The organism is Vibrio sp. 10N.261.54.E10 (assembly GCF_002877735.2).
Taxonomy (GTDB): Bacteria; Pseudomonadota; Gammaproteobacteria; order Enterobacterales; family Vibrionaceae; genus Vibrio; species Vibrio crassostreae_C.
Map to the genome: position 1 here is coordinate 112,222 of NZ_MCXE02000003.1, position 25,280 is coordinate 137,501.

Genomic DNA, 25,280 nt, shown 5'->3' on the forward strand with positions numbered 1-25,280 from the left:
CATCAACAGCAAAGCCTTACTGGTACAGCGGTATAAGGGGTTCGAGAGGAAATAAGGCGAATAATATTGCATAGACTAAAAACTTAGCCGGAAGAGGGAGAAATGTTATAAAAAGTGATCGGCGTCAGAGGGATGAAGACGCGGCGCGCCCGAATTAAAACGCTTAACGAACGAGGTAATACGTTTAACTGGCTTATTTGAACGAATGAAAAGCCAAATTTAAACACTCAACGCGCTAAGAAGTTAGCAAGAAGCTGGTGTCCTTGCTCTGTTTTAATCGATTCAGGGTGAAATTGGACGGCATCAATCGGCAAGGTTTTGTGTTGATAACCCATGATCTCATCCATACTGCCATCTTCAAATTCTGTCCAAGAAGTGAGTTCAAAGCAGTCAGGGAGCGTACCATTTTTCACCACTAAAGAGTGGTAACGAGTCACAGTCAGAGGATTATTGAGACCTTGAAAAACGCTCTTACCGTTATGACGGATCGGAGAGGTTTTACCATGCATCACTTGTCTGGCTCTCACCACTTCACCACCAAAGACTTGAGCAATGGCTTGATGACCAAGACACACACCTAAGATCGGCAACTTACCCACGAAGTGCTCAATGACTTGCAGAGAGATTCCCGCATCATTCGGCGTACAAGGACCCGGAGAGATAACAAGATGGCTAGGGTTCAGCGATTCTATACCCGCAATATCAATCTCATCGTTGCGAACAACTTTCACAGTGACCCCTAACTCACAGAAATACTGATACAAGTTATAGGTAAAAGAGTCGTAGTTATCGATGATAAGTAACATGGGTCGAAATCGTTTGCTAAATACTAAATGATTGAGAGATATAGGGGCGGTATTGTGCAATACCCATGGCGAAAGGCAAGTGGAAACTGCATTTCGCCAATAATTAAGGCCAACCTAAGTTGACCTTAATTGTTTACAGATAGCCCTAAGTTATCTGAATTGGCTTACTTGTATGGCAAGCCAATCTATTTGTGATTGAGCTACTTACGACGACGCCACATTGCTAAGCCAAATAGTGACATAAGAGCACCGAAGCCAAATGAACCGCCTACTCTTAGCTCAAGAACGGCAGGATCATGATCCGATGAACGGAAGTGATCTTGGTACTTAGGTAGGTCACCTTTGTACTCTTCGTTGTAGTCAAACAACGTCGACTCACCACCATTGATGTGCCAATCGGTAGCATCGACAACCCTATCTTTCAGGCTTTCGCTGATCAGCAGGTGGTCTAGAGCGCCAACTTCATCATTGTATGAGTAGCTCCAGCTGTCTGGGTGCTTTTGAGCCACAGCATTGATATAACCGTAGTTCTTCGTAATCACCGCACCGCTATCACCAAACTGCTCAACACCATCAATGTAGGTATTACGAGCTGCTTTGATCTGCTTGCCGTATTTCTCTTCCGAGTAATCGGTTAGCACCAGCATTGGATCTTCCATGCCGTACGAGTTCATATCACCCAGGATCACTTTGTGACCTTTGATGCCATCGAGCGCTTCACCTAATGCAACCGCCGCAGCAACACGGAAGTTCTCACATGAACCTTGCTTATCGGCATCAACGCCGCCTTGGCCGCCCAGCTCAATCGGAGCAGCATCTTCCCAACACTTAGAGCCTTTCGATTTAAAGTGGTTGATCGCTACGGTGAGTTTCTCTTTGGTGCCTTTAACTTTAAAGGTTGGCGCCAATGAGTCACGTTGGTAGTTCTTACCGTCTTCAATCACCTTGCCTGAATCGTCTAACACCTCTGGTGCTTGTTGGCTTGGCATCGCGATAACACGGCTGTCTTTAAGCTTAACCACCTTCTTACGGTAGATAACACCCGTTGTGATAACGTCAGTACCAATAGAGTCCATCTCGTCGGTTACGCCGTCTTCGTTCGAGTCGACAGCCACAAAGGTATAACGGTCTTTCTTACGCTCAATGCGATCATTCAGTTGGTTTACAAGTTGCTGAATGGCAGAGCCTTCACCAAAGCCATTGTTCTCAATTTCCATCAAGCCAATGATGTCTGCATCTAAGCGAAGAATCGCGTTCACAATCTTCTCTTGCTGCATCTCAAACTCAGTGATGGTGTTCGCGCCACGGTTATTGCCGTGCTGATTCGCGTCGCCACCAAATGGAGAGTTGAAGTAGTTCAATACGTTGAAGGTCGCAATACGTAGGTCGCCTTCATCCATGTCTGGGTTGTCGGTACGCGGATCGTTACGCACATAGTTTTCAGCCGAGATCTGGTTAGTCGCAATTAAACGGTACTCACCGTAGCTGTAAGTCAGCACGCCTTCTAGGCCAACAATGGTGTCATCAATGCGGATGTAATCTTCTGTTGAACCATCTTGGTCGATATCAGTGCGGCCAAAATCTGGGTAGAAAGGGACTTGTCCATCAGCCGCTTTTTGATCGGTTTCAACGAAAAGACGGCGGTCTGCGTTGTCTTCAGTTTGCTGCTTCGCTTCGTCAGATCCCGCGGCGAAAAGCTGGTTCGGCTGCATGTTAATACGCTCATGCGCCAGTACCATGTTGTTACGACGACCTGCGTAGTCATAACCAAAGGTACGCGTCACACGCATATCAAGCGCTTCGGTTGTTTTCACCAACATGCCTTCGTAGCGTTCAAGCGTTGCAGCGAAGTTCTCGTCACTGTCTAGCACTTCAATCGCCGTAGCTTCAGGTGCCTGCTGCTCGCCCTGTTTTAGCCATTGGTTGTTTTCTACTTTCAGCTGAGTGTGGCTGTAGTATTCTTGAACCTTGCCTTTCACACACACTACATCACCGGCTACTAGCTCTGAGCTCGACTGGTTGGTATGAATAAATAGACCCTCAGAAGTGCTTGAGTTGAAATCATCCTCAAGTGCTTGCAGGTAGAAGCCTTTAGTTAGGCCTGTTGTTACCGCACTTACCACACCTTTTACGAAATATTCATCGTCGGTGATGTATGGGTAGCCATCGATGAATGGCGATGTAGCGCCCTCACCTTGGATTTCTTGAATGGTGGTGAATACTGGGTCAGAGCCATCTTGTGTACAAGTGAACGCTTCTGGCAGTTCAACGCTGTCTAGTGAACCTAGGCCTTCAATGCTGTCTTTTGGTAGCGATACCCATTGTGAAGCATCAAACGTCGCAGAAGGTGTTTGTGTCGCACGAACCAAAGTAACATCTTTGCCCCAGTCCACATCGCCCATCAAACCAACAACATCATGTACCGAGCCGTCTGAATTCAAGATAGCCAGCGGGTCGTCACCATTATGATTGGCGATAGAGGCATTAATGATGTCAGCTTGAGCTTTAATCTCATCACTCGCACTAGAATGTGCGACCACGAGTACTTCACCGGGTGCTAAAACGTGTCCATCTAAAGGTAAAGTGGCACCCCATGATCCGTTGCCATTGGCAGATTTCGCCAATGAGTAACCATCTAAACTAATGCTGCTATCGCCACTATTGGCAATCTCAACCGCTTTGTTATAGCTGCCGCCTTCCACATATTGTGAAATAAACAAATCAGCGTGTGCGCTTGTAGTTAACAAGCTACCAATTGCCACTGCTAGCAATGAAGGTTTGTGTAAAAGAGCCATCCGTTTCACCTGAGTTCATCGAGTTATAGTCACTGCCATCTATGGGCAGTCATGTATTTTGTGGTAACTATCAGATTTATTTATGAAAGGAATAAGTCAGTTGGCAAGAAAATGAGGAACTTATCACTTTGGAATCATCAATTGTTTGGCACGTTATATATTTCCAACATATATAGAAACGAGTGTAATTTTATAAAGCTTGAGGGTACCAAATAAGATCATCTGCACAGCATTACAGCGATGGATATGCTAGCTAAATACTGGGTAAATTATCAATTCAAACAAGGGGGTTTCGAGGAAGGCAAATGGAATGGGCATGAAAAAGCCCAAAGTAAACAACAGCTACTTTGGGCTCAAATTCTCAAGCGAGTTGTGTTAGTTCACCCTATGGGCGAGTAACAAAACCTACTGCTTCGTATGCTTTTTTCAGTGTCACTGCAGCACGTTCAGAGGCTTTTTCAGCACCGGCTTTCATTACTGCGTCCATGTAGGCACGGTCAGCACGGATACGGTGATATTCAGCTTGAATCGGCTCAAGCATCTCAACCAATGCTGCGCCTACGTCTTTCTTGAACGGACCGTACATTTCAACGCCTTGGTACTGCGCTTCGATCTCTTCGAACGTTTTACCCGTCGCTGCAGAGTACAGACCCATTAGGTTAGAGATACCCGCTTTGTTTTCCCAATCGTGAGCAATGCGTGGTGGTGTTTCTGCATCGGTTTGCGCTTTGTTGATCTTCTTGATGATCGACTTAGGCTCTTCTAGCAGAGTAATCACGTTCTTACGGTTGTCGTCCGACTTAGACATCTTCTTCGTCGCGTCTTGCAGGCTCATTACACGTGCATTCACTGTTGGAATGTAAGGTTCTGGTACTTGGAAGATTGGCGTTTCAGGACCGTAGATGTTATTGAAGCGAGTTGCGATATCACGCGCTAGCTCTAGGTGTTGTTTCTGGTCGCTACCTACAGGTACTTGGTGAGCACCGTAAAGCAGGATGTCTGCAGCCATCAACACTGGGTAGTCGTATAGGCCTACGTTTACGTCATTTGAGTGGCGTGCAGACTTATCTTTAAACTGAGTCATACGGCTCAGTTCACCCATTTGTGTGTAACAGTTAAGAAGCCAACCAAGTTGAGCATGCTCTGGTACGTGTGACTGAACAAATAGAGTGCTCTTCTTTGGATCAACACCGACAGCAAGACAGATTGCTAATGCGTCTAGAGTCGCTTCATGCAGTGCTTTCGGGTCTTGACGAACCGTAATTGCGTGAAGGTCTACAACACAGTATTGGCAATCGTAATCATCTTGCATCTGTTGCCATTGACGTAGAGCACCCAAGTAGTTACCGATACTTAGTTCACCAGATGGTTGAACACCACTCAATACGATGGGCTTGCTCATGGTTTTAATTCCTTTGCTTGTTCGCTAAGCTCGTTAACTTAGTTTCTTAACCTAGTATCTGAAAAACTTAGCTTCTTAACTTAAATATAGAAAAGCCGCACAGCTCTTCTGTACGGCTCATCCAGTGTACTCATTGATAAGTATTTTGCTAGTAGGTTAGCTAACTTTTGTCCGCTTTATGCTGAAACTAGAACGACATCTAGTAATTGCGCGACGTTATCCGCGACATAGTCAGGGTTTGATGCTGAAATCGGCTCGCCGTGGTTATAACCGTAAGTCAGACCAAACGAGTGACAACCTGCATTCTTAGCCGCTTTAATGTCGTTGCTTGAATCGCCAACCATCAACATCTCTTCCGCTTTTACATTGTGCTTTTCTAGCAACCAGTTCAGAGCGACTGGGTTCGGTTTTTTCTCTGGGAAAGAGTCGCCACCCAACACATCAACAAAGTACTTATCAATACCGTGTTGCGCCAGTACGTCTGGTACAAACTTCGATGGCTTGTTGGTAACCAGCGCCATAGTGAAGCCGGCTTTATCCAGCTCAGCCAGCGTCTCTTTAACCGATGGGTAAAGGTGACTTAGCTTGTGACCGCCCTGCTCATAGAAATCATCAAACAGGATGCGTGCTTTTTTCAGTAGCTCTGGCTCTAGGCTTGGGTCAACCGTCAAGTTACGGCTGAGTGAACGTCCGATAAGAACATCAGCACCATTACCTACGTAGTCGCGAACTTGTTCTTCGCTCACTGAAGGGAAGCCCAACTCCTGACAAGCTTGGTCAGCAGCAACGGCCAAATCAGGCACGCTGTCTAACAAGGTTCCATCCAAATCAAAGGCGATCAGTTTTATTGAGCTTAATGACATCTTACTTTCCTATTTATTATGTTCGTCTTATGAGTTGAGCTATAAGACGTAAAAAAGGGGCAAATTAGCCCCTTAATATTCAATCTATCTGTAGTTTTACGATTATGCGTTTACTTTTGCAAGCTCTGCACGCATCTCATCAATCACTTCTTTGTAATCTGGTTGATTGAAGATAGCTGAACCCGCAACGAACATATCTGCGCCCGCTTCTGCGATTTCACGGATGTTATCAACCTTCACGCCGCCATCAATCTCAAGGCGAATGTCACGGCCTGACTCATCAATCAGCTTACGAACAGCACGTAGTTTATCTAGCGTGTGCGGAATGAAAGATTGACCGCCGAAGCCTGGGTTCACAGACATCAGTAGAATCATGTCTACTTTGTCTAGGATGTAATCTAAGCAAGAAAGCGGCGTTGCAGGGTTAAGAACCACACCCGCTTTACAGCCGTGCTCTTTGATTAGCTGTAGAGTGCGATCGATGTGCTCTGAAGCTTCAACGTGGAAGGTAATCATTGATGCGCCGGCTTTAGCAAACTCAGGCACGATGCAGTCTACTGGCTTAACCATAAGGTGAACATCGATAGGAGCCGTAATACCGTAGTCGCGCAGCGCTTTACAGATAGGCGCGCCAAAAGTCAGGTTAGGTACGTAGTGGTTGTCCATCACATCGAAGTGCACAACATCAGCACCAGCTGCGAGTACTTTTTCTACGTCTTCACCAAGACGAGCAAAATCTGCAGACAAAATCGATGGAGCGATTAGAAAATCTTTCATACCAAACCTCTTAAGAGTGAGTAAATTGCGAATATCACCGCCTTGTGACATCTCATATACAAATACAAGACTCAATTCCAAGACTATTTGGTGTGCAATTCTACCTAAGCAACTAAGCAGATCCTAGCAGTTCGAAAGATTAGTTTATGAAAGTACCCGTTGGTCACTCAATTTAATGAGTTCGAGGGTTATGTTGGCCGCTACAATTCTTCTGAAGCGTGTTGCTGGTTTTTCTCTTTATGAAAAAGTGCCAGTAACTCATCGACTTTATTGCGCCCTGCGCCATTACGGCTAATGGTGCGCTTAACCTTGACCACGTTCAGTTCTGCACCATGGTATAAACGGCGCGTTAAGGTGGTGTCATGGTTTGAGATCAAGACAGGGATGCCTCGTTCCATCGCTGCTTTTTCAGCAACATCCGCCAGTGCAGCTTGGTCATCTAAGCTAAAGCCATTACCTGCGTAAGAGGTAAAGTTTGCCGTGTTCGACAGTGGTGCGTATGGAGGATCGCAGTAAACCACACAGCCTTTGCGCGCGCGGCTAAAGGTTTCATGGTATCCCTCACAGACGAAGGTGGCTTTTTTCGCTTTCTCGGCAAAAAATTCCAGCTCAGCTTCTGGGAAGTAAGGTTTTTTATAAGAACCAAATGGAACGTTAAAACCGCCCTTCTTGTTGTAACGACATAGGCCATTGAAGCCAAATCGGTTCATATACAAGAAAGCCAATGAACGATACATGACGTTATCTGTACCATTGAACTCAGCGCGAATATCTAAGAAGGCTTCTTTACGGTTGTTCTCAGGACAGAACCAGCGCTTCGCTTCCGTGATATAAGTTTCAGGTTCGGTTTTAAGCAGGTTGTACAGGTTGATAAGATCGGGATTGATATCTGCAAGCAGGTACTGTTCAAAGTCAGTATTCAGAAATACTGAGCCGGCACCGACAAACGGTTCTACCAATTTACGAGCAGGTGGCAGGTGACGTTGGATGTCTTCAACTAGGCCATATTTACCACCAGCCCATTTTAGAAAGGCACGCTGCTTTTTCATTTACTGCTCTATCTATCAACTCAAAAATAAGGCTGCGGAATGTAACATATTTTGAGGCTAAGCTCAGGGTTATTTCGCACGTTCTATCTCTCGATGCACTTGATTCATCGATTTTGCCCAAGGTTCCAACTGTTGAAGGGGTTTTGATAACGCACTTACCGCGTCTCTCGCCACTTGAATCGTTGGGTAATCTTGATAAGTGATAATAAACCACTTGGTGTCGTTGCGAAGTGTTGGGTAAATACGAACCTTGTTCTCAAGGTCATACTCTTCAATGAAAGACTGTACGTCGTCCAATGAGGTCATCGCACTCAACTGCAAAGTATAAGCTCGCGGAGAGATAGCTTGTAACTCTTCGCGAGAAAATGAGAATGTAATTTTCTTAGTCGGTGGCGTGGACTGTGTTAGGTCTGTTGCTTCATCGGCTGAAGGCTGTGACTCCACTTTGTCTGCATCTGATTGCGAACTCACCGCGGCACCTGTGTTTTCTTCAACAGCAGCATCAATCGCACTGGTATCGGCACTTTCAGGTTTATCATCAAGCAAGGCATCAACCACATCAGAGGTGATTACGACACGCTGCTGATCTTGTTCGACTTCTCCAACACTCGCGGTATCTTCAACGACAGTCGGTGGCAAAGATGAGCTGTCGTCATCAGCACCTTGATAACTCATGTCAGCTTCGGCTTCAGAATCGTCCATTCCGTCGATTCCAGCTTGCTCGGTACCACTTTCCACTTCAAAAGTTGGGATAGCTGTCTGTTCAATCGGAGCGATAAGCGACTGCGCTTTATCGTCTGGTGTTGGTTGACTGAACATCCACCAATAACCACCACCAATTAACAACAATAACAAAGCCACCACGATCGCGATATTGATGGGTGAGCCAATGATTGAGCGAATAATAATCCTTTTTTCCACTTTCAATTCTCCTAAAGCCATTAACTCGCCGGGCAGAGGTTGCGCTTTACTAAACGCACGTCGCACGCGAGTTTCAGACTCATCATCAACATATCGAATCACCAGTGATTCAAAGAAATGTTCAGCTTCTGGTTGCGAAAGGTCATCGATCTCAAGATCGATAGGTTTGTGTTGTTGACCGTAGCTCAAACGCGTTAATAACGTATCTAAGTGGCCAGGTTCCGAGAAGAGAACGATATTGATCGTCCATTGAGGGTTTGATTGAGCTTCCAGTACCAACATCCATAATTCGGATACCAATAGCTCAGAAAGTCGTTGGGCATCATCAACGACGATAACCACATTACACGGTTCTCCATCCAGTAACCTTGTTAGGCTATCCGATAAAGAATCATGTTGATTAAACAGGGGATCAGAAACAATTTGGCTAAGAATGAGCGCACGGCGTTGTTGATCGTCTTGGCTTGGATGACAAAGCAGTAAACACTGATTTTTTTCTGTCGACCATGCTTCAAGATAACGCTGAGCCAACCAAGATCGGCCAGAGCCAGCTTTGCCCGCCACCGTCACAAGGTTTGAACCAAAGTTAGTCAAAAGCTGTAAGCGCTCTAGCAGCTCAACTTGAGATTCTAACTCTAATACTCTTAATTCATGAGCCAAACTCATTGGGGATCCCTACTGATAAGATCGATCAGTAAAACGCTTCAGTTGCCTAGAGTTTAGCTAGGCAACCTCACAACCAAATTTAAAGAGTACGGCAGAAATCGATCGCTTGTTTAATGATGTCTTGAGGCACATCAGCAACCACTTCAGCAGTACCAATACTTGTTGGTAATACCAAACGCAACTGACCAGACAGCACTTTTTTATCGCGCATCATGTGCTTCATAAAGTCTTCAAAAGACATGCTTTCTGGCGTATGGATTGGTAGTTTCGCACTCTTGAGTATAGAAATAATTCGCTCAAGTTGCTGCTGAGAGATCAGTCCCTGTAATTGAGCTGTTTTAGCTGCCATTACAGTGCCTGACGACACAGCTTCACCATGTAGCCAATTACCATAGCCTAGTTCTGCTTCAATCGCATGACCAAATGTATGACCTAGGTTCAATAACGCTCTGATTCCTGACTCTTTTTCATCTAGAGCCACCACTTCAGCCTTAATTGCACAACAACGAGCAATCGCGGTAATCAGTGCTTCTTCATCAAGTTGATAAAGTTTCTCTAGATTCTGCTCCAACCAATCAAAGAAGGCTTCATCGTAAATGATGCCGTATTTGATCACCTCAGCAATGCCCGCTGCAAACTCACGCTCTGGAAGCGTTGATAAACAGTTGGTATCGATGATCACAGATTTCGGTTGGTAAAAAGCGCCGATCATATTCTTACCAAGAGGATGGTTTACTGCGGTTTTACCACCAACAGAAGAGTCCACTTGAGAAAGAAGGGTCGTCGGGATTTGAATGAAATCAATACCGCGCTGGTAACAAGAGGCAGCAAAACCGACCAAGTCACCGATAACACCACCTCCTAAAGCAATCACCACCACATCGCGGCTGTAATTTCCTTCAAGCATGTAGCTCATCACTGAATTGAACGTTTCAAGGGTTTTGTACTGTTCACCGTCTGGCAGCTCGAGAAGAGATGTCTGACAGCCGACTTGATCCAATAGCGATAAAATTTTATCAGCATAAAGAGGCGCTACTGTCACATTACTGATAACAACAACTTTCTGCTTACCTGATAAAAAAGAAAGGTACGCCGGGTCTTCAAATAACCCGGCGCCAATAGAGATAGGGTAGCTACGCTCAGCTAGATTGACCGTAATCCGTTCCATGGGTTTGCTCTCCGAAAAAATGAACTTAACGTTCTTCTAGCATTTTTACGATCTGGTTGGCTACCACTTTTGCACTTTGGTCGTCAGTACGAACTGTGTAGTCCGCCACTTCTTCGTATAGTGCGTTGCGAGATACAGCTAGATCTTCTAGCACATCACGCGGGTTGTCTGTTTGAAGTAGAGGGCGTTTCTTGTCGCGGTTAGTGCGAGCAAGTTGCTTTTCAATTGTTGTCTCTAGGTATACAACAATGCCTCGTGCAGATAGACGGTTACGGTTTTCTTTGCTCAACACTGAACCACCACCTGTCGCAAGAACAATACCTTGTTCTTCTGTCAGATCATTGATTACAGATTCTTCGCGCTTACGGAAACCTTCTTCGCCCTCAACATCAAAAACCCATGCGATGTCTGCGCCAGTGCGCTCTTCGATCACAGTGTCAGAGTCTAGAAACTCCATATGAAGTTGGGAAGCTAGGTGTCTACCAATTGTACTTTTGCCGGCGCCCATTGGGCCAACAAGAAAAATATTGCGTTTCTCAGCCATGTTTTTAGCAGTAATTTACAACGTTAATTCAATGACATCGCCACAAGGTAGGTCAGTACAAGTACTGAAATTAAAAGGCCCGTGGCACCGATTCCTCACAGATAATTCGTGATAAGACCCGAAATTATCAAGGTTAGGTGCCACTAATGCAACTTTATTTTTAATCTAATTGTTCATTACTGAATCACAACTTTGGGTGTGACAAAAATAAGTAGTTCACTTTTACCCACATTTTCATAGCTGCGACGGAACAATGCGCCCAAAACTGGCAGGTCCCCCAACAGAGGAACTTTATCCACTGTACTGCTCACGCTGTGCTGAAATATCCCGCCAAGCACGACAGTTTCACCATTATTAACAAGCACTTGCGTACCTATTCTTTGCGTATCAATGGCGACCGCTTCACCGGTTCCAGTTTTTACCACTTGCCCTGGCCTATCTTGAGTCACGCTCAAATCCAATACCAAACGATTATCGGGCGTGATCTGCGGTGTCACCTTAAGACTCAACACGGCTTTCTTAAATGCAACCGACGTAGCGCCACTTGAAGATGACTCTAAGTAAGGAATTTCAGTACCTTGCTCAATATAAGCCGGCTTTTTATTGGTGGTGATTAAGCGTGGACTAGAAATGATTTCAGCTTTTGACTCTTGTTGCAGTGCCGACAGTTCAAGATCGAGTAAGGTATCTGAACCCAGTTTGGCCACCTGAAACGCAATACTCGAGGCGTTCGGCGATGTTGCCCCTAAATTGACGTTGAGATAGTCATCAATCACGCTGCTGCCGCTATCGTCGTCATACGGCGTAATCGCTGATGGGTGGTTACCTTCGATTGAGCCACCAACGGTGAAGCTTCCGTTGGTTGAGGAAACGCCCCAGCGCACGCCAAGCTCATCAAGATTACCCTCAGTAACCGTGACAATACGTGCCTCTATCTGTACCTGCTTCACGGGAATGTCTAACGATTCAATGATGCCTCGGATCACGGCAATGTTTTCTTCCAATTCACGAATGAGCAGTGAGTTGGTGCGCTCATCAATGGTAATCGAACCACGATCGGACAACATGCTGACCGCACCTTCACCTCCAATCATGTCAGCGATGTCGGTGGCTTTAGCAAAGTTAATCTTGATGATTTCCGATTTAAGCTCCCCTAACTCCTCTTCTAAGCGCGATTTCTCTAACGCTTGTTGCTCTCGAAGGTCGAGCTCCGCTTTCGGCGCGACCAAGATAACATTGCCATCAACACGCTTATCCAAGCCTTTAACTTGCAAGATAATGTCGAGAACTTGCTGCCAAGGTACGCCATCTAAGCGTAACGTCAGGTTTCCGGCTACCGAATCAGACACCACGAGATTGAAGTCGTTGTAATCGGCAATCAGTTGCAGGACATTTCGTACCGGGATATCCTGGAAGTTAATCGATATCAGCTTGCCCTCTTTCTCTAGAACGCTTTTTTCTTTGGTCGCTTCATCGAGCACCGGTTTGCTGATCACCACCTCAATAAAGCGCCCCTTTAGGTTGTATTCATACTGATAGTCATTGCTAATCGTCGCTAGAAGCCGAGTGCTTGGTGTCTCTTTATAGACTTCAATGCCTTCAACCAAGGTAGCGAAATCCTTCACATCCAGCAGGTAGAGCTTGTCATCATCAACTTGAGTATTGATTAGCTCGATACTTAACCCTTCCTGAGCTCGTTGAACATCCACCACTGCTGTGCTGGTCGCCAGCTCAATAATGATGACGGCGTCTTTATCCTTATTGACCCTAAAATCAATATTCTCCAATTTGTTCGGTAAGCTCTCGGCATGGCTGAGCACGCTAACAACCAACATCACAGACACAGCAAAACCTTGTAGAGCCTTGCTCACTAATCCACTTATTCCTTTAATCATATTTACATCTCATATCCACATCATGTGACATTGGTTTACTTCAGAGCCAGCCTAACGTTGCGCTTATGCCAACAACCTAAGCCATCTGGAAGAGTTTCATTAATCTGAACGTATTGGCTCGTCACCTTAGTAACTCGGCCATTGTTTAAGCCGATAAACTGGCCTTTCTTGACGTTTACCACGTTGCCTTTGGGTGTTTGCACTAAGCCAAACACGCTTGAGCCACTGCCCATCACGCCTCTTAAACGAAGCTTACTCAGCGGGTACTTCTCTAACTTGCCATTACGAGAACGGGCGCTGGGTTGCCAACAGTCTTTCTTAACCAAGGGTTGGTTTTGCACAATGGCTTCTTTAGGCAGTTCAAAGGGAGGACGCAAAGATCGGCGCTGATAAGTCGCCGCCGTGAATTCAGTTGCTGGGACAAGTTGCTCGACATCTTTTCTCGCCTTGGCTTCAACCTGCGCCACAAAATCTTGCAGTGAGTCTTGATTAGCTTTGCAGCCTGACAACGCAAGCATCAATACGATTGAGTAAAACGCGCTATTGGGTTTCATCATTAACCTCCGATTTAAACTGGTAGGTATAAGCTCGAACCCTAAAGTGCAGAGTGCTACTTTCTTGGCTAACTCGCTGCCAGTTCACATCATCAAAGCTAATGATGCGCGGCAGCTTAGCGATGGCAGCCGAAAAGTCACCAATCTCATGGTAGTCACCCGTCAGCTCGATATTGAGCGGTAAACGATAGAGAAACTCCTTGTTCTGTTTTTGTCCCCAATCGATTCGAGTAAAGGTCAGCGAATTATCCAAGCCGAGTTCATTCACAGACGCCAACATACTTGCTAGCTCTTTTTGAACAGGCAGCTGCTCTAACAGGTAATCGTAGCGACTGGTTAGTTCATCCAGCTGACTCTGCAATTTAGGCAAGGCTGCAACCTTGTTGGCCTTTATTCGCAAGGTCGTCTTTAAGGTTTGTTCTTGTTGCTTCATCTGTTGCAGTTCATCGTCGAGTGGCAACACATAAAGCCAAGTGCCTACACCTTGGATTAACACTATCAACACCAGAATCACGAGAAGCTGAGGCAGCAATGGCCATTCGGTGATCTCATCAACATCGAGATCTTGCAAGCTCATCCTATTTTGAAGGTTAGCCATGATGTGCCTCCTTCTCTTTTCTGCTCGCGGTTGTGTTTTCTAAAGAGACAGGGCTAAACACAAAAGAGACCTTGAAGGTCTGAAACTCTTTATTGAAGCGCTTGCGGTTATGAACGATAGAGTGCATCTCGACCCCTTCCAGGGAATCTGAGCGCTCTAAGTTGTCCAACATAGTCGCGAGACGAGCAGTGCTGTCACTGATGCCCGACATCTCAATCTCCTGACCATTCATCTTTATCTTGTCGACATACACGCCCTCTGGAATCAGCTCCGGCATCAAGTTCATGAAGTCGGTGGTCTTATTACGGCCAAGCTGCAGCGACTCAACCACATCAAGTCGAGTCAGAATGGCTTTGTGTTCTTGCTCTGCGACTTTTAACGACTGAATTTGTCGGTCGAGCTCAGCAATGTACTGATTGAGGTAATTGAGGCGAGCTTGCTGCTTGGCTTGTTGATCGTGAAAATAGTGACCAACCGCCCATTGCCCTATAAGCGCAATGATGACGCCAAGAATGACCAGATGGATAAAACGCTTCTTGTGCTGAGCACGAATCTCATCACGCCACGGCAGCAGGTTAATTTGATGCAACATGCTTCTCTCCCTGCCACTTGAGCCCACTCATCGCCATACCCGCCGCGATACCAAAGTGTTGCCAGTCAATCGGCAGTCGGCGTCTCTTGGCGACCTTATTCTCAAATAAAGACAAAGGATTCAATGACTCGCAGCTCAACTGAAAATGGCGTTCTAGCTCTTCGGTTACCATAGGGATGCTGGCGCCCTCGCCCATCAACCAAATCCCTGAGATAGGTTGCTGCGCATTTCCCGATGAATAGAGCTGCAATTGACGCTTGAGCTTCTCAATCAGGTTAACAATGAATTGATGTGTCTCTTCCATAGTACCGAACACGCTCTCGATATCACTCGGGTCATCTGAGCTGCGAAGATCTTGAGTGCCAAAGGCGATGTCTTTATAGAAAGGCGCCGAATTCTGCGGGATAACCCCTAGCGAGGTTTGGTCGATTCCAACATCCACTAGCAACCAGTTTTTCTTATCGGGATACAGGCGCGAGGCCAATTGCCAGATATTAAGTAGCCCATGCGCCTGTGTATCCACCACCACAGGTTTGAAGCCAGCCTTGGTTAATGCATCCGCTCGGCTATCCACAACTTCTTTACGAGTGGCGTATACCTGATAACTGCTTGTCGAACCTTTACCAAATCGTTTGTCTTCCAGCTTTACAAAATCTAAACTCAGCTCCTCGATAGGAAAGGGAGATTGATGGGCGAAGGTTTGATAGATAGAAAACTCTTTTTCTCTGTCTTCTAACTCACTCTCTATTTGCAGTACTTTGCTGATCACCGTGTTATCAGGTACCGAAATGGCGACGTTGCGACAGCCAAAAGGCAGTCCTTTCCTAAGTTCTTTAAGTTTCTTAACAGTTTTCTGATACTCCAAAGTATGGTTAGCTGTAAAAATGTCGTCCGAAATCGGCAGCTCTTTGTATCCCACTAGGGCATACAACTCCCCCACGGGTTTTAGTACCACGGCTTTGATGCTGTGATGATTTATATCTATACCTGTAATTAATGATGAACCCATGTGACCTAGCTCCTGAAGTGCCAAGCATTTCGTTGATTATCTAGGGGTTGTGATTATTAGTTAAATAAGCGTTAATAAACGAAAGCTAAGTTTTTAGCCTAGAGTACAAGGGTTTGCTGCTTATCAGCCTTAACTAATCAGGGATTATCCGGTGAAGTTCATAAAGCGATTATTCATATTTACATTGATTTGCATGATTCTTGGAGTCAGTACAATTTTCGGGTTTTATTTTTACGTAAAACCAGAGTTGCCTGATGTTGCCACTTTGCGCGACGTAGAACTCCAAACGCCGATGCAAGTCTTCAGTCAAGACGGTAAGCTGATCTCTCAATTTGGTGAAAAGCGTCGTAATCCAGTCACTTATGACGAGATTCCTCGCCACTTAGTTGAGGCTCTGATTGCCACCGAAGATAGCCGTTTCTATGAACACCCAGGTATTGACCCAATCGGTATCACACGTGCAGCACTCGTGGTTGCAATGTCGGGTTCAGCCAAACAAGGTGCTAGTACCATTACTCAGCAGCTTGCGCGTAACTTCTTCTTATCTAATGAGAAAAAGATTATGCGTAAGATCAAAGAGATCTTCATTGCGATCCACATTGAGCAACTTCTTAGTAAAGAAGAGATCATGGAGCTTTACGTCAACAAGATCTTCCTTGGTCACCGTTCGTATGGTTTTGGCGCGGCAGCACGTGTTTACTTCGGTAAAGATCTTCCTGATCTCACGCTGAGTGAAATTGCGACCCTTGCGGGTATGCCAAAAGCACCTTCGACAATGAACCCTATTTACTCTGTTGAGCGCGCGACTAACCGTCGTAACGTTGTATTGCGTCGTATGTTAGACGAGAAATACATCACTCAAGCAGAGTTCGATGACGCTCGTAGCGAAGAGCTTATCTCGAAATACCACGGTGCAGAGATCGAACTGAGCGCGCCATATGTTGCTGAAGTTGCACGTGCTTGGATGGTGGAACGCTATGGTGAAGAAGCTTATACATCAGGCATGAAGGTCTACACGACCGTTGATTCGAAACTGCAAAAAGCAGCGAACCAAGCCGCAATTAAGAACCTACTTGGCTACGATGAGCGTCACGGCTACCGTGGTGCTGAAAAAGTATTGTGGCAGACTGCGCAATCAGCGTGGGATCAAGAACAAATCGTTAAACACCTTAAGTCTCAACCAACCTATGGTGACCTAGTCCCTGCTGTTGTTACCGCGGTTGATTCGAAAAGTGCTCAAATTTGGGTTAAGAACCAAGGTGAAGGCACTATCGAATGGCAAGGCATGAACTGGGCGCGTAAATTCCTAACGGATAACCGCCAAGGACCAGCGCCTTCTCAAGCGAAAGAAATTCTGGCGGTTGGTGAACAAATCTGGGTTCGCCATGAAGCCGTTACCGGCGATGAAGTCTCTGAAGAGCCGACAGAAGAGTCAGCGACTGCAGAATCAGAAACACCGATTGTATGGCGACTAAGCCAAGTACCGAATGCGAACACAGCATTTGTTGCAATGAACCCGAACAACGGCGCGGTATTGTCGATGGTCGGTGGCTTTAACTTTATCCACAACAAGTTCAACCGTGCAACGCAATCTATTCGTCAGGTGGGTTCTGGTATCAAACCCTTTATCTACTCAGCAGCGATTGAGAAAGGCTTAACGCTAGCCTCACTGATCAACGATGCACCGATTAACCAATGGGATAAGAGCCAAGGTACCGCATGGCGACCAAAGAACTCGCCACCGACTTACGTGGGTCCAACTCGTTTACGTATTGGCTTAGCTCAGTCTAAAAACGTAATGGCGGTACGTGTACTGCGCGAAGTAGGTCTAGATGATACTCGTAACTACCTAACTCGATTTGGCTTTGATATTGATGAAGTTCCGCGCTCTGAAACCATTGCTCTGGGTGCGGGTAGCTTAACGCCAATGAAAGTAGCTCAAGGTTACTCAGTATTCGCTAATGGCGGCTACTACGTTGAACCTTTCTACATCAGCCGCATTGAGACACCATTTGGTGAGACTGAATTTGAAGCGACACCAAAAGTGGTTTGTAAAGACGATTGCCAACAGCAAATGACCTCAGACCCAATGGCTGATGAGTTTGCAGAGCAAGATGTGGATGCCAAAGTACAATACGCACCTCAAGTTATCTCTGAACAGAACGCATTCCTTGTTCGTGAAATGATGTACAGCAACATCTGGGGTGGCGGTGATTGGAGCGCTGGCACTGGTTGGAACGGTACTGGTTGGCGTGCACAACCGTTGAAGCGTCGTGACATTGGCGGAAAAACGGGTACCACCAACGATTCTAAAGATACTTGGTACAGCGGCTACGGCCCTGGCATGGTGGCTACGGTATGGGTTGGTTTTGATAACCACAACCGAAACCTAGGCCGTACTAAAGCGAACTCGAACCTTGGTAAAAATCAGATTACTGGTGCAGAAGCTGGCGCGAAAACAGCAGAACCTGCATGGGTTGATTTTATGGGTACGGCGTTAGCGGGTGTTCCTGCTGAGCGTAAAGAAATTCCGGAGAACATCGTCCGTGTTCGAATCGACCGTGAAACTGGCTTACTGACCAACAAGTTCGATAGCTCATCAATGTTCGAGTACTTCGAGAAAGGCACAGAGCCAACCGAGTACATCACTGAGCGTTTCAATGATGACATCTACTCAACCTCATCAGGTGAAGCAGTAGAAGAACTGTTCTAACTAGGGTTTGTAGAACCTAGTAACATGAACCAACAAAAAGGGTTGATATGAATTCATATCAACCCTTTTTATATATCTATATCTGACCAGACTAGGCTCTAAATTCAAGCGCTAAGCCGTCTTCTCCAGTTGAGTTCGAATCGTCTCAGCCAATTGCTCGAAACGTCCCTTCAATGGAGAGCCCGGACGGTAGGCAACAACAATGCGACGTGAAGGTGTTGGATTCACAGCAGGTACGTAACACACACCGTCTTTCTGCTTCTCTTTCGGCACCGATAGCTGAGGAAGCAAGGTAATCCCCGCCCCCGCCGCGACCATGTTACGCAGCGTTTCTAAGCTGGTTGCCTTAAAGCGCTCATCATCTTTGGCGCCCGCAGCAAAACAGAAGCCCAAGGCTTGGTCTCTCAAACAGTGACCGTCACCTAGCGCAAGTACGGTTTGTCCATTTAGCTGCAGCATATCGACAGTGTCTTGCTGAGCCCACTCGTGGTCACATGGAACGGCAACACTTAACGGCTCGTCATACACATCGATCTCTTTGAACACCGACGTTTCATCAACCGCAGCCAGTACTAAGCAATCAAGCTTGCCATCTTCAAGTTGGCTCACTAACTGATGGGTCTGAGCTTCATGCAGGTAAAGCTCAAGATCTGGGAAGCTCTCTTTAAGATGAGGAACAATCTTAGGCAAGATGTAAGGACCCACGGTTGGAATAAAACCAATGTGCATTGGCCCCGTCATCGCTTCACCGTGTCCACTCGCCATATCTTTAAAAGTTTTCACTTCATTGAGAATACGCTTGGCTTGTTCAACAAGTTGTAACCCTGATTCTGTAAATATCACCTTCCTTGGACTACGCTCGGTTAACTGAAGTCCAATTTCATCTTCGAGTTTGCGTATTTGACCGCTTAGTGTCGGCTGACTGACAAAGCACGCTTCTGCCGCTTTTCGGAAGTGTTTATGCTCTGCGAGCGCCACCAAGTATTCAAAGTCACGAATGTTCATGATCAGTCTCTTACCTCAGGTTTTAATAAGAACAAGGGTTCTAATAGAAACATTTAAAAGAAAAATGCTCTTGATAGAATTTACCTATCAAAACCATAACATCAAACGATTAGAGCTATCAAAGGATTTATCTAATAATGGGCTCAACGAAACGAAACAGAGCGAAGAAAAACGTTAAGCTCTGATAGAACAAAATTAAAAATACTATTTAAGGAAATCAATATGTTTGCATCTAAAGAAGGTCAATCAATCCCTCAAGTAACATTCCCAACTCGCCAAGGTGATGCATGGGTTAACGTAACTACTGAAGAGCTATTCAAAGACAAGACAGTTATCGTATTCAGCCTACCAGGTGCGTTTACGCCAACATGTTCGTCAAGCCACCTACCTCGTTACAACGAGCTACACTCTGTATTCAAAGAAAACGGTGTTGATGACATTCTGTGTGTTTCAGTAAACGACACATTCGTAATGAACGCTTGGAAAGCAGACCAAGAAGCGGAAAACATCACATTCATCCCAGATGGTAACGGTGATTTCACAGACGGCATGGGTATGCTAGTTGAGAAAAACGACATCGGCTTCGGCAAACGTTCATGGCGTTACAGCATGCTGGTTAAAAACGGCGTGGTAGAAAAAATGTTCATCGAAGAAGACGTACCAGGCGACCCGTTCAAGGTTTCTGATGCAGATACTATGCTTAACTACCTTGCTCCTGAGCACAAAGAGCAAGAGTCAATCACAGTATTCACTAAGCCAGGCTGTCCTTTCTGTATGAAAGCAAAACAGAACCTAATCGACAAAGGTCTGAACTACGAAGAAGTGGTTCTAGGTAAAGATGCAACAACAGTAAGCCTACGTGCAATCTCTGGTCGCACTACCGTTCCTCAAGTATTCATCGGTGGCAAACACATCGGTGGTAGTGAAGAACTAGAAACTTTCCTAGGCTAATCGCTTCATCGCCGATATAGGCTTAGAAGTATCAGCTAACCCACCCTCTTGTGGGTTAGCTATTCCAAACACTCTTATCTGAGTTTTGGGAAAAAGAATATAGCTGGTGACTCGCCTGTCTTTTACTAACCTATAGTTAGCAATAAAAGCAGAGTCACAAGCTAAACCTAATAAAACAGAATCACAAAACTGACCCGCAATCCTGACTCTCAAAAAATCATCAGAGTTGGAGGGGTTCGTTCAAACCAAATTTAGCCATTGCGAGAAAATTATTATGAAACAAGTCAATGTAGATGTAGCAGTTATCGGGGGCGGTACGGCAGGTCTAGGTTCTTACCGCGCTGCAAAAGCACACACTGACAGTGTCGTGATGATTGAAGGCGGCCCTTACGGTACTACCTGTGCTCGCGTTGGTTGTATGCCATCTAAACTGCTTATTGCAGCTGCAGAAAGCGTACACCAAATCGAGAAAGCTCCGGCTTTTGGCGTTCACCCACAAGGCGATATCGTGATTAACGGTCGTGAAGTGATGGAGCGAGTGAAGTTTGAGCGTGACCGTTTTGTTGGTTTTGTTTTAGAAGGCGTTGATGAAATCCCAGAGCAAGACAAGATCTCTGGTTACGCAAAATTCTTAGACGATAACACGCTACAAATTGATGACCACACGGTTGTCACCGCTAAGCGTATTGTTATCGCGACCGGTTCTCGCCCTGCATACCCTGCCGTTTGGAATGAACTTGGCGATCGCCTGATCATTAACGACGACGTGTTCAGCTGGGATGATTTACCAGAATCGGTTGCGGTATTTGGCCCTGGTGTTATTGGTCTTGAGCTTGGTCAGTCACTGCACCGCTTAGGTGTGAAGACCAAACTGTTCGGTTTGGGTGGTCAAGTTGGCCCAGTAACTGATCCAGAGATCATGGCTTATGCAGATAAAGCTTTCAATGAAGAGTTCTATCTCGATGCCGACGTGAAAATCGAAAGCATGAAGCGCATTACCACTGAATCGGGTGAGCCACGTGTCGAAATCCAGTTCATCAATAAACAAGGTGAATTAGAAACTAACGTCGTTGAATACGTACTAGCAGCAACAGGTCGTCGCCCTAACACTGACAAGCTTGGCTTAGAGAATACCTCTCTAGAGCTTGATGAACGTGGTGTGCCAATCGCAGACCACTACACGCTACAAACATCACTACCATCAATATTTATCGCTGGTGATGCGAGTAACCAACTGCCTCTACTGCATGAAGCAGCAGACCAAGCTCGTATTGCGGGTGACAATGCAGGTCGCTTCCCAGAGATTCGTGCAGGCCTACGCCGCTCTAAAATCTCGGCAGTATTCTCTGACCCGCAAATCGCGATGGTTGGTGAAACCTACAAAGAGATCACCACACGCTTGGGCACATGTGGCTGTTTCGCAACGGGTGAAGTGTCTTTCGAAAACCAAGGTCGTTCTCGAGTGATGCTGCGCAACAAAGGTATTCTGCACGTATACGGCGAGCAAGGTACAGGCCGCTTCCTTGGTGCTGAGATGATGGGACCAAACGCAGAACACTTGGCTCACTTGTTAGCTTGGGCACACCAGAACAAGATGACGGTTTCTGAAATGCTAGACATGCCGTTCTACCACCCAGTAATCGAAGAAGGTGTACGAACAGCGCTACGTGACCTGAATGCGAAACTGCACCTAGGTCCAGAGATGGTGAAACACTGTCTGGATTGTGGCCCGGGCTGTTAATCTCAGACTAGCGCCAGTCAATTAGCAGTTAACAAACGTTAGATACTAAAAAGGAAAGCCATTGGCTTTCCTTTTTGTTTTTGGCAACGAGTAAACTATAGATTCCCGATTACGCTCCTTCGTCGCTCTCGGGAATGACAGCAATTTTCATACACGTCTAGGCGAAGCTAACCAGAATAACGGTGCTTTTCAAAACGCGTCTAAACTGAAGCAAATCAAAGTGACGCATCAGCTAAACCAAAACTAAACTCGTCATTCCAGAACCGAGGGACGAGGTATCTGGAATCTCTTGAAGCCATTGCGTCACTAAAAGCTTTAAGCAATTACTTCTCAGCAGCAATCACAGAGATCTCAACAAGTAGCGCTTCGCGAGCCATGTCGCCTGTCACACATGCGCGAGCTGGAGCGTGACCTTCTGGTACCCATGCGTCCCACACTGCGTTCATTTCTTGGAAGTCTTTCATGTCTTTCAAGTAAATCGTTGCTGACAGCATGTGCTCTTTGTCGCTGCCTGCTTGCTCAAGTAGCGCTTCTACTTTATCTAACATGGTTTGAGTTTGTTCAGTGATGTCTTTAGTTGCATCAGCACAAACTTGGCCACATAGGTAGATAGTACCGTTGTGTTTAACAATACGGCTCATACGTTGCTTGGTTTCTTGGCGCTCAATCATCGACTTTCTCTCTCTGTGTCACCGTGATCCAATATCTTGTGACGTGTTATTATCAGGGCAACAAGCATAACGCGAATCAAACCCAAGATGACATGCATTCATTGCAATAAAAGTGAAAAAATCCGTAACAAACTCGGTCGCTGCCAGCGTTGCATGAATCAGCTGATGGTGTTGTCGATTTTGAGTTGGGGAGTATGGTGGCTGTTTTTCAGAGAAGACCCAAAAACCATCAATGCCATCGCGTTGATGATGGCCGCTTTCGCGTTCAGTGGCTTGCTGTCGTTGCATTGGGTCATGAAGTTTGTGGTGCTACCGTTAAAGGGCAAAAAACGTTAGCTGGAAGTCTTTATTGGATAAAGAGTAGTGATTAGAGACAGGGCTAAACAATCCGATAATTCATCATAATTTTCGAGCTATTGTCATTTCCCGAACAGCAGATAGAAAAAAGCCCCAGAACCAATCGATTCTAGGGCTTTCTTAGAAAATTCTAAGAAAAAGCAGTGGTACTTTAATAGACCGGGCTTTTCTTAGTTTGTTCCCAAAAAAGATCAGATTTTTGATCTTTTTTTTAGGAGCTATAAAATCAATGCCTTATGCAACATTAACCTTAGCAATTATCTGCTCTACCAAGTTCACTTCCAATGCCACTTCATCACACGCATGTTGACGAGGACACTGGTCACAATCTTTCAGTACCTTCTCAGGCAGCAGAGATTTCGATGTTGGTAAGAAATCATGCTTCATAAAGAACTCTGGAGTACGAGTCAGCACAAACACCTTCTTGATGGCCATTTGTCGCGCTTTCTCAACCAAGTGCTGCACAATTGCGGTACCCTGCCCTTGACCTTGCCAGCCAGCTTCGACACCCAGTGAACGGATTTCCGCTAAGCCAGAGTCATACACATAGAGTGATGCACAACCTGTCACCTCACCATGATGCTCTGCGACCGCAAACGAGCCAATATCACGCACCAGTTCATTACGAGAACGAGGTAGGTTTTCACCCATATTCGCCCAGTAAGCAACCATGCCTTCCAACGCTTCAATATCGGTCAGACGAGCAGGACGAACCTTGACGATGGAAGTGTCACGCTGTGATAAACGTTTCTCAGCTTGGTCAACCGCGTAAGCCACTTGCTGTGGAGATACACCGCCTAGCGCGCTACGTTTTTCAAGACACGATTCAATGGTCAGGATGTCATACACATCCTCTTCAATCACCTCAGAGAACTCTTTCATCTCTGCGATGGTTAATTCTTCTAATGCGCAGCCTTTGGCAATCGCCGCTACTACTGTTACACCAACAATATGGTGAGCTTCACGGAAAGGAATGCCTTTTGCTACTAGGTAATCAGCCAGTTCAGTTGAGTTTGCATAACCTTGCTTCGCCGCTTCAAGTGTACGTTCGCCGTTCACTTTAATGCCGTCAAAACAGAGCGCTGCCATTTCCATACAATCATTCCAAGTATCTAAAGCGTCGAACAGACCTTCTTTATCTTCTTGCATGTCTTTGTTGTACGCCAAAGGCAGAGCTTTTACTGTCATCATCATCGCAGCTAATGAACCGTATACACGGCCAGTTTTGCCACGGATAAGTTCTAGCGCATCTGGGTTTTTCTTTTGTGGCATCAGAGATGAACCTGACGTCACGGTATCCGCTAACTCGATGAAGTTTGATTCACCTGAGTTGTAGAAAATCATATCTTCTGCAAGACGAGAAAGGTGAAGCATAGAGATAGAAGCAATCGACATTAGCTCCATCACATGGTCACGGTCAGATACTGAATCTAGAGAGTTGCGCGTTGCACGACGGAAACCTAAGTTGTGAGCTAACTCTTCACGGTCCATCGGGTAAGCTGTTCCTGCAAGGGCACCAGAACCCAGCGGACATGTGTCTAGACGCTTAATCGCATCATTCAAACGTGAATAATCACGCTCAAGCATTTCAACGTAAGCCAAGCACCAGTGAGCAAAAGTTACCGGCTGAGCACGTTGTAAGTGAGTGTAGCCAGGAAGCACGGTTTCTTGATGCTGAGAAGCAACGTTCACCATTTGGCTTTGTAGGCGATCCAATGCCAGTAGCAGTTGGTTACCTTGCTGACGACACCATAGTTTCAGGTCTGTCGCCACTTGGTCGTTACGAGAACGGCCAGTGTGAAGTTTTTTGCCCAAGTCACCGACTTTGCCGATAAGTTGCTGCTCAACCCAGCTGTGAATATCTTCTGCATCAGAACGTAGAATCTGTTCAGGATCTTCCATCACCTCAAGTTTTAGCTCATTCAGCGCTAACTCAAGCTTCTGTTGCTCTTCTTCTGTTAATACGTTGACCGACAGTAGAGCTTTAGACCAGGCAATTGAGCCCACAATGTCTTGCTCAGCCAATCGGTAATCAAAACGAAGAGAATCGTTAAAATCTTTGAACCGGGTGTCTGCTGCTTGGGTAAATCTACCGCCCCATAATGCCATTGTGTATCTCCTAATTGCACAGTGCTCACTGTTTTTGCAAATGATAATTCTGATTAAGATTCAGTATTTTTCTGATGGTTTAAACTTACGGCAA

General features: G+C 45.9%; 22 protein-coding genes. 5 read left to right on the plus strand and 17 right to left on the minus strand.

Going from position 1 to position 25,280, the window contains the following annotated elements; all coding sequences use genetic code 11:
- Positions 1 to 227 precede the first annotated feature (227 nt).
- From BCU07_RS19440 to pilM, 14 genes are all read right to left on the minus strand, one after another.
- Positions 228 to 806 carry an aminodeoxychorismate/anthranilate synthase component II gene (locus BCU07_RS19440; protein WP_010435229.1) on the minus strand — a complete coding sequence of 193 codons (579 nt, stop codon included), beginning with the start codon at positions 804 to 806 and terminating at the stop codon, positions 228 to 230.
- A gap of 200 nt (positions 807 to 1,006) precedes the next feature.
- Positions 1,007 to 3,601: an ExeM/NucH family extracellular endonuclease gene (locus BCU07_RS19445; RefSeq protein WP_102428181.1), complete on the minus strand. Its 2,595-nt coding sequence runs from the start codon at positions 3,599 to 3,601 to the stop codon at positions 1,007 to 1,009.
- Positions 3,602 to 3,986: 385 nt separating this feature from the next.
- The gene (trpS, locus tag BCU07_RS19450) at positions 3,987 to 5,003 is read right to left on the minus strand and encodes a tryptophan--tRNA ligase (RefSeq protein WP_016796005.1); all 1,017 of its coding nucleotides are present in this window, start codon (positions 5,001 to 5,003) and stop codon (positions 3,987 to 3,989) included.
- Between the two features lie 176 nt (positions 5,004 to 5,179).
- The gene (locus tag BCU07_RS19455) at positions 5,180 to 5,866 is read right to left on the minus strand and encodes a phosphoglycolate phosphatase (RefSeq protein WP_017061120.1); all 687 of its coding nucleotides are present in this window, start codon (positions 5,864 to 5,866) and stop codon (positions 5,180 to 5,182) included.
- Positions 5,867 to 5,968: 102 nt separating this feature from the next.
- Positions 5,969 to 6,643, minus strand: a complete 675-nt coding sequence (gene rpe / locus BCU07_RS19460) for a ribulose-phosphate 3-epimerase (RefSeq protein WP_102428190.1) — start codon at positions 6,641 to 6,643, stop codon at positions 5,969 to 5,971.
- Between the two features lie 200 nt (positions 6,644 to 6,843).
- Positions 6,844 to 7,692, minus strand: coding sequence for a Dam family site-specific DNA-(adenine-N6)-methyltransferase (locus BCU07_RS19465; RefSeq protein WP_102428180.1), 849 nt, complete (start codon positions 7,690 to 7,692; stop codon positions 6,844 to 6,846).
- 69 nt (positions 7,693 to 7,761) lie between these two features.
- On the minus strand, positions 7,762 to 9,279 hold the full coding sequence (locus BCU07_RS19470; RefSeq protein ID WP_102428179.1) for an SPOR domain-containing protein: 1,518 nt from the start codon (positions 9,277 to 9,279) through the stop codon (positions 7,762 to 7,764).
- 79 nt (positions 9,280 to 9,358) lie between these two features.
- A complete protein-coding gene (gene aroB, locus BCU07_RS19475; RefSeq protein ID WP_102428178.1) occupies positions 9,359 to 10,447 on the minus strand; it encodes a 3-dehydroquinate synthase in 1,089 nt (362 codons plus the stop codon).
- 25 nt (positions 10,448 to 10,472) lie between these two features.
- A complete protein-coding gene (gene aroK / locus BCU07_RS19480; RefSeq protein WP_017061125.1) occupies positions 10,473 to 10,991 on the minus strand; it encodes a shikimate kinase AroK in 519 nt (172 codons plus the stop codon).
- Positions 10,992 to 11,167: 176 nt separating this feature from the next.
- Entirely contained in the window at positions 11,168 to 12,886 is a 1,719-nt protein-coding gene (locus BCU07_RS19485) for a type IV pilus secretin PilQ (protein ID WP_032545762.1), read from the minus strand.
- Between the two features lie 35 nt (positions 12,887 to 12,921).
- Positions 12,922 to 13,440 carry a pilus assembly protein PilP gene (locus tag BCU07_RS19490; protein WP_017063694.1) on the minus strand — a complete coding sequence of 173 codons (519 nt, stop codon included), beginning with the start codon at positions 13,438 to 13,440 and terminating at the stop codon, positions 12,922 to 12,924.
- A complete protein-coding gene (locus BCU07_RS19495; protein ID WP_048659164.1) occupies positions 13,427 to 14,038 on the minus strand; it encodes a type 4a pilus biogenesis protein PilO in 612 nt (203 codons plus the stop codon). The genes BCU07_RS19490 and BCU07_RS19495 overlap by 14 nt, the downstream gene beginning before the upstream one ends.
- Positions 14,031 to 14,630: a PilN domain-containing protein gene (locus BCU07_RS19500; RefSeq protein ID WP_102428177.1), complete on the minus strand. Its 600-nt coding sequence runs from the start codon at positions 14,628 to 14,630 to the stop codon at positions 14,031 to 14,033. The genes BCU07_RS19495 and BCU07_RS19500 overlap by 8 nt, the downstream gene beginning before the upstream one ends.
- Positions 14,614 to 15,639, minus strand: coding sequence for a type IV pilus assembly protein PilM (gene pilM / locus BCU07_RS19505; protein WP_017061130.1), 1,026 nt, complete (start codon positions 15,637 to 15,639; stop codon positions 14,614 to 14,616). Before pilM ends, BCU07_RS19500 begins: the two co-directional genes overlap by 17 nt.
- A 151-nt stretch (positions 15,640 to 15,790) precedes the next feature.
- On the opposite strand from pilM, the gene BCU07_RS19510 reads away from it, so the two are divergent.
- On the plus strand, positions 15,791 to 18,352 hold the full coding sequence (locus BCU07_RS19510) for a penicillin-binding protein 1A (RefSeq protein ID WP_198599051.1): 2,562 nt from the start codon (positions 15,791 to 15,793) through the stop codon (positions 18,350 to 18,352).
- 111 nt (positions 18,353 to 18,463) lie between these two features.
- Here the strand turns inward: BCU07_RS19510 and oxyR are convergent, their stop codons facing one another.
- The gene (oxyR, locus tag BCU07_RS19515) at positions 18,464 to 19,357 is read right to left on the minus strand and encodes a DNA-binding transcriptional regulator OxyR (protein WP_102428175.1); all 894 of its coding nucleotides are present in this window, start codon (positions 19,355 to 19,357) and stop codon (positions 18,464 to 18,466) included.
- On the opposite strand from oxyR, the gene BCU07_RS19520 reads away from it, so the two are divergent.
- From BCU07_RS19520 to BCU07_RS19530, 3 genes are all read left to right on the plus strand, one after another.
- Positions 19,356 to 19,535: a hypothetical protein gene (locus BCU07_RS19520; RefSeq protein ID WP_017096544.1), complete on the plus strand. Its 180-nt coding sequence runs from the start codon at positions 19,356 to 19,358 to the stop codon at positions 19,533 to 19,535. The genes oxyR and BCU07_RS19520 overlap by 2 nt on opposite strands.
- 44 nt (positions 19,536 to 19,579) lie before the next feature.
- The gene (locus BCU07_RS19525) at positions 19,580 to 20,308 is read left to right on the plus strand and encodes a glutathione peroxidase (protein ID WP_017061133.1); all 729 of its coding nucleotides are present in this window, start codon (positions 19,580 to 19,582) and stop codon (positions 20,306 to 20,308) included.
- A 274-nt stretch (positions 20,309 to 20,582) separates the two neighbouring features.
- Positions 20,583 to 22,049, plus strand: a complete 1,467-nt coding sequence (locus BCU07_RS19530; protein WP_102370803.1) for a dihydrolipoyl dehydrogenase — start codon at positions 20,583 to 20,585, stop codon at positions 22,047 to 22,049.
- 323 nt (positions 22,050 to 22,372) lie between these two features.
- Here the strand turns inward: BCU07_RS19530 and BCU07_RS19535 are convergent, their stop codons facing one another.
- Positions 22,373 to 22,720 carry a RidA family protein gene (locus BCU07_RS19535; protein WP_004729674.1) on the minus strand — a complete coding sequence of 116 codons (348 nt, stop codon included), beginning with the start codon at positions 22,718 to 22,720 and terminating at the stop codon, positions 22,373 to 22,375.
- A gap of 87 nt (positions 22,721 to 22,807) precedes the next feature.
- Here BCU07_RS19535 and BCU07_RS19540 point away from each other — a divergent pair, with 87 nt between their 5' ends.
- Entirely contained in the window at positions 22,808 to 23,056 is a 249-nt protein-coding gene (locus BCU07_RS19540; RefSeq protein WP_029235423.1) for a DUF3624 domain-containing protein, read from the plus strand.
- Between the two features lie 255 nt (positions 23,057 to 23,311).
- Here the strand turns inward: BCU07_RS19540 and argH are convergent, their stop codons facing one another.
- On the minus strand, positions 23,312 to 25,186 hold the full coding sequence (gene argH, locus BCU07_RS19545) for an argininosuccinate lyase (RefSeq protein ID WP_017061136.1): 1,875 nt from the start codon (positions 25,184 to 25,186) through the stop codon (positions 23,312 to 23,314).
- Positions 25,187 to 25,280 lie beyond the last annotated feature (94 nt).

What these genes read in the sequence shown, in the direction of transcription:
- trpS (WP_016796005.1), bottom strand. Translation starts at nt 5,003, where the DNA reads ATGAGCAAGCCCATCGTATTGAGTGGTGTTCAACCATCTGGTGAACTA.
- BCU07_RS19465 (WP_102428180.1), bottom strand. Translation starts at nt 7,692, where the DNA reads ATGAAAAAGCAGCGTGCCTTTCTAAAATGGGCTGGTGGTAAATATGGC.
- BCU07_RS19535 (WP_004729674.1), bottom strand. Translation starts at nt 22,720, where the DNA reads ATGATTGAGCGCCAAGAAACCAAGCAACGTATGAGCCGTATTGTTAAA.
- rpe (WP_102428190.1), bottom strand. Translation starts at nt 6,643, where the DNA reads ATGAAAGATTTTCTAATCGCTCCATCGATTTTGTCTGCAGATTTTGCT.
- aroK (WP_017061125.1), bottom strand. Translation starts at nt 10,991, where the DNA reads ATGGCTGAGAAACGCAATATTTTTCTTGTTGGCCCAATGGGCGCCGGC.
- BCU07_RS19520 (WP_017096544.1), top strand. Translation starts at nt 19,356, where the DNA reads ATGATCAGTCTCTTACCTCAGGTTTTAATAAGAACAAGGGTTCTAATA.
- BCU07_RS19540 (WP_029235423.1), top strand. Translation starts at nt 22,808, where the DNA reads ATGACATGCATTCATTGCAATAAAAGTGAAAAAATCCGTAACAAACTC.
- BCU07_RS19525 (WP_017061133.1), top strand. Translation starts at nt 19,580, where the DNA reads ATGTTTGCATCTAAAGAAGGTCAATCAATCCCTCAAGTAACATTCCCA.
- BCU07_RS19440 (WP_010435229.1), bottom strand. Translation starts at nt 806, where the DNA reads ATGTTACTTATCATCGATAACTACGACTCTTTTACCTATAACTTGTAT.
- BCU07_RS19455 (WP_017061120.1), bottom strand. Translation starts at nt 5,866, where the DNA reads ATGTCATTAAGCTCAATAAAACTGATCGCCTTTGATTTGGATGGAACC.
- argH (WP_017061136.1), bottom strand. Translation starts at nt 25,186, where the DNA reads ATGGCATTATGGGGCGGTAGATTTACCCAAGCAGCAGACACCCGGTTC.
- BCU07_RS19530 (WP_102370803.1), top strand. Translation starts at nt 20,583, where the DNA reads ATGAAACAAGTCAATGTAGATGTAGCAGTTATCGGGGGCGGTACGGCA.
- aroB (WP_102428178.1), bottom strand. Translation starts at nt 10,447, where the DNA reads ATGGAACGGATTACGGTCAATCTAGCTGAGCGTAGCTACCCTATCTCT.
- pilM (WP_017061130.1), bottom strand. Translation starts at nt 15,639, where the DNA reads ATGGGTTCATCATTAATTACAGGTATAGATATAAATCATCACAGCATC.
- oxyR (WP_102428175.1), bottom strand. Translation starts at nt 19,357, where the DNA reads ATGAACATTCGTGACTTTGAATACTTGGTGGCGCTCGCAGAGCATAAA.
- BCU07_RS19500 (WP_102428177.1), bottom strand. Translation starts at nt 14,630, where the DNA reads ATGTTGCATCAAATTAACCTGCTGCCGTGGCGTGATGAGATTCGTGCT.
- BCU07_RS19490 (WP_017063694.1), bottom strand. Translation starts at nt 13,440, where the DNA reads ATGAAACCCAATAGCGCGTTTTACTCAATCGTATTGATGCTTGCGTTG.
- BCU07_RS19445 (WP_102428181.1), bottom strand. Translation starts at nt 3,601, where the DNA reads ATGGCTCTTTTACACAAACCTTCATTGCTAGCAGTGGCAATTGGTAGC.
- BCU07_RS19470 (WP_102428179.1), bottom strand. Translation starts at nt 9,279, where the DNA reads ATGAGTTTGGCTCATGAATTAAGAGTATTAGAGTTAGAATCTCAAGTT.
- BCU07_RS19485 (WP_032545762.1), bottom strand. Translation starts at nt 12,886, where the DNA reads ATGATTAAAGGAATAAGTGGATTAGTGAGCAAGGCTCTACAAGGTTTT.
- BCU07_RS19495 (WP_048659164.1), bottom strand. Translation starts at nt 14,038, where the DNA reads ATGGCTAACCTTCAAAATAGGATGAGCTTGCAAGATCTCGATGTTGAT.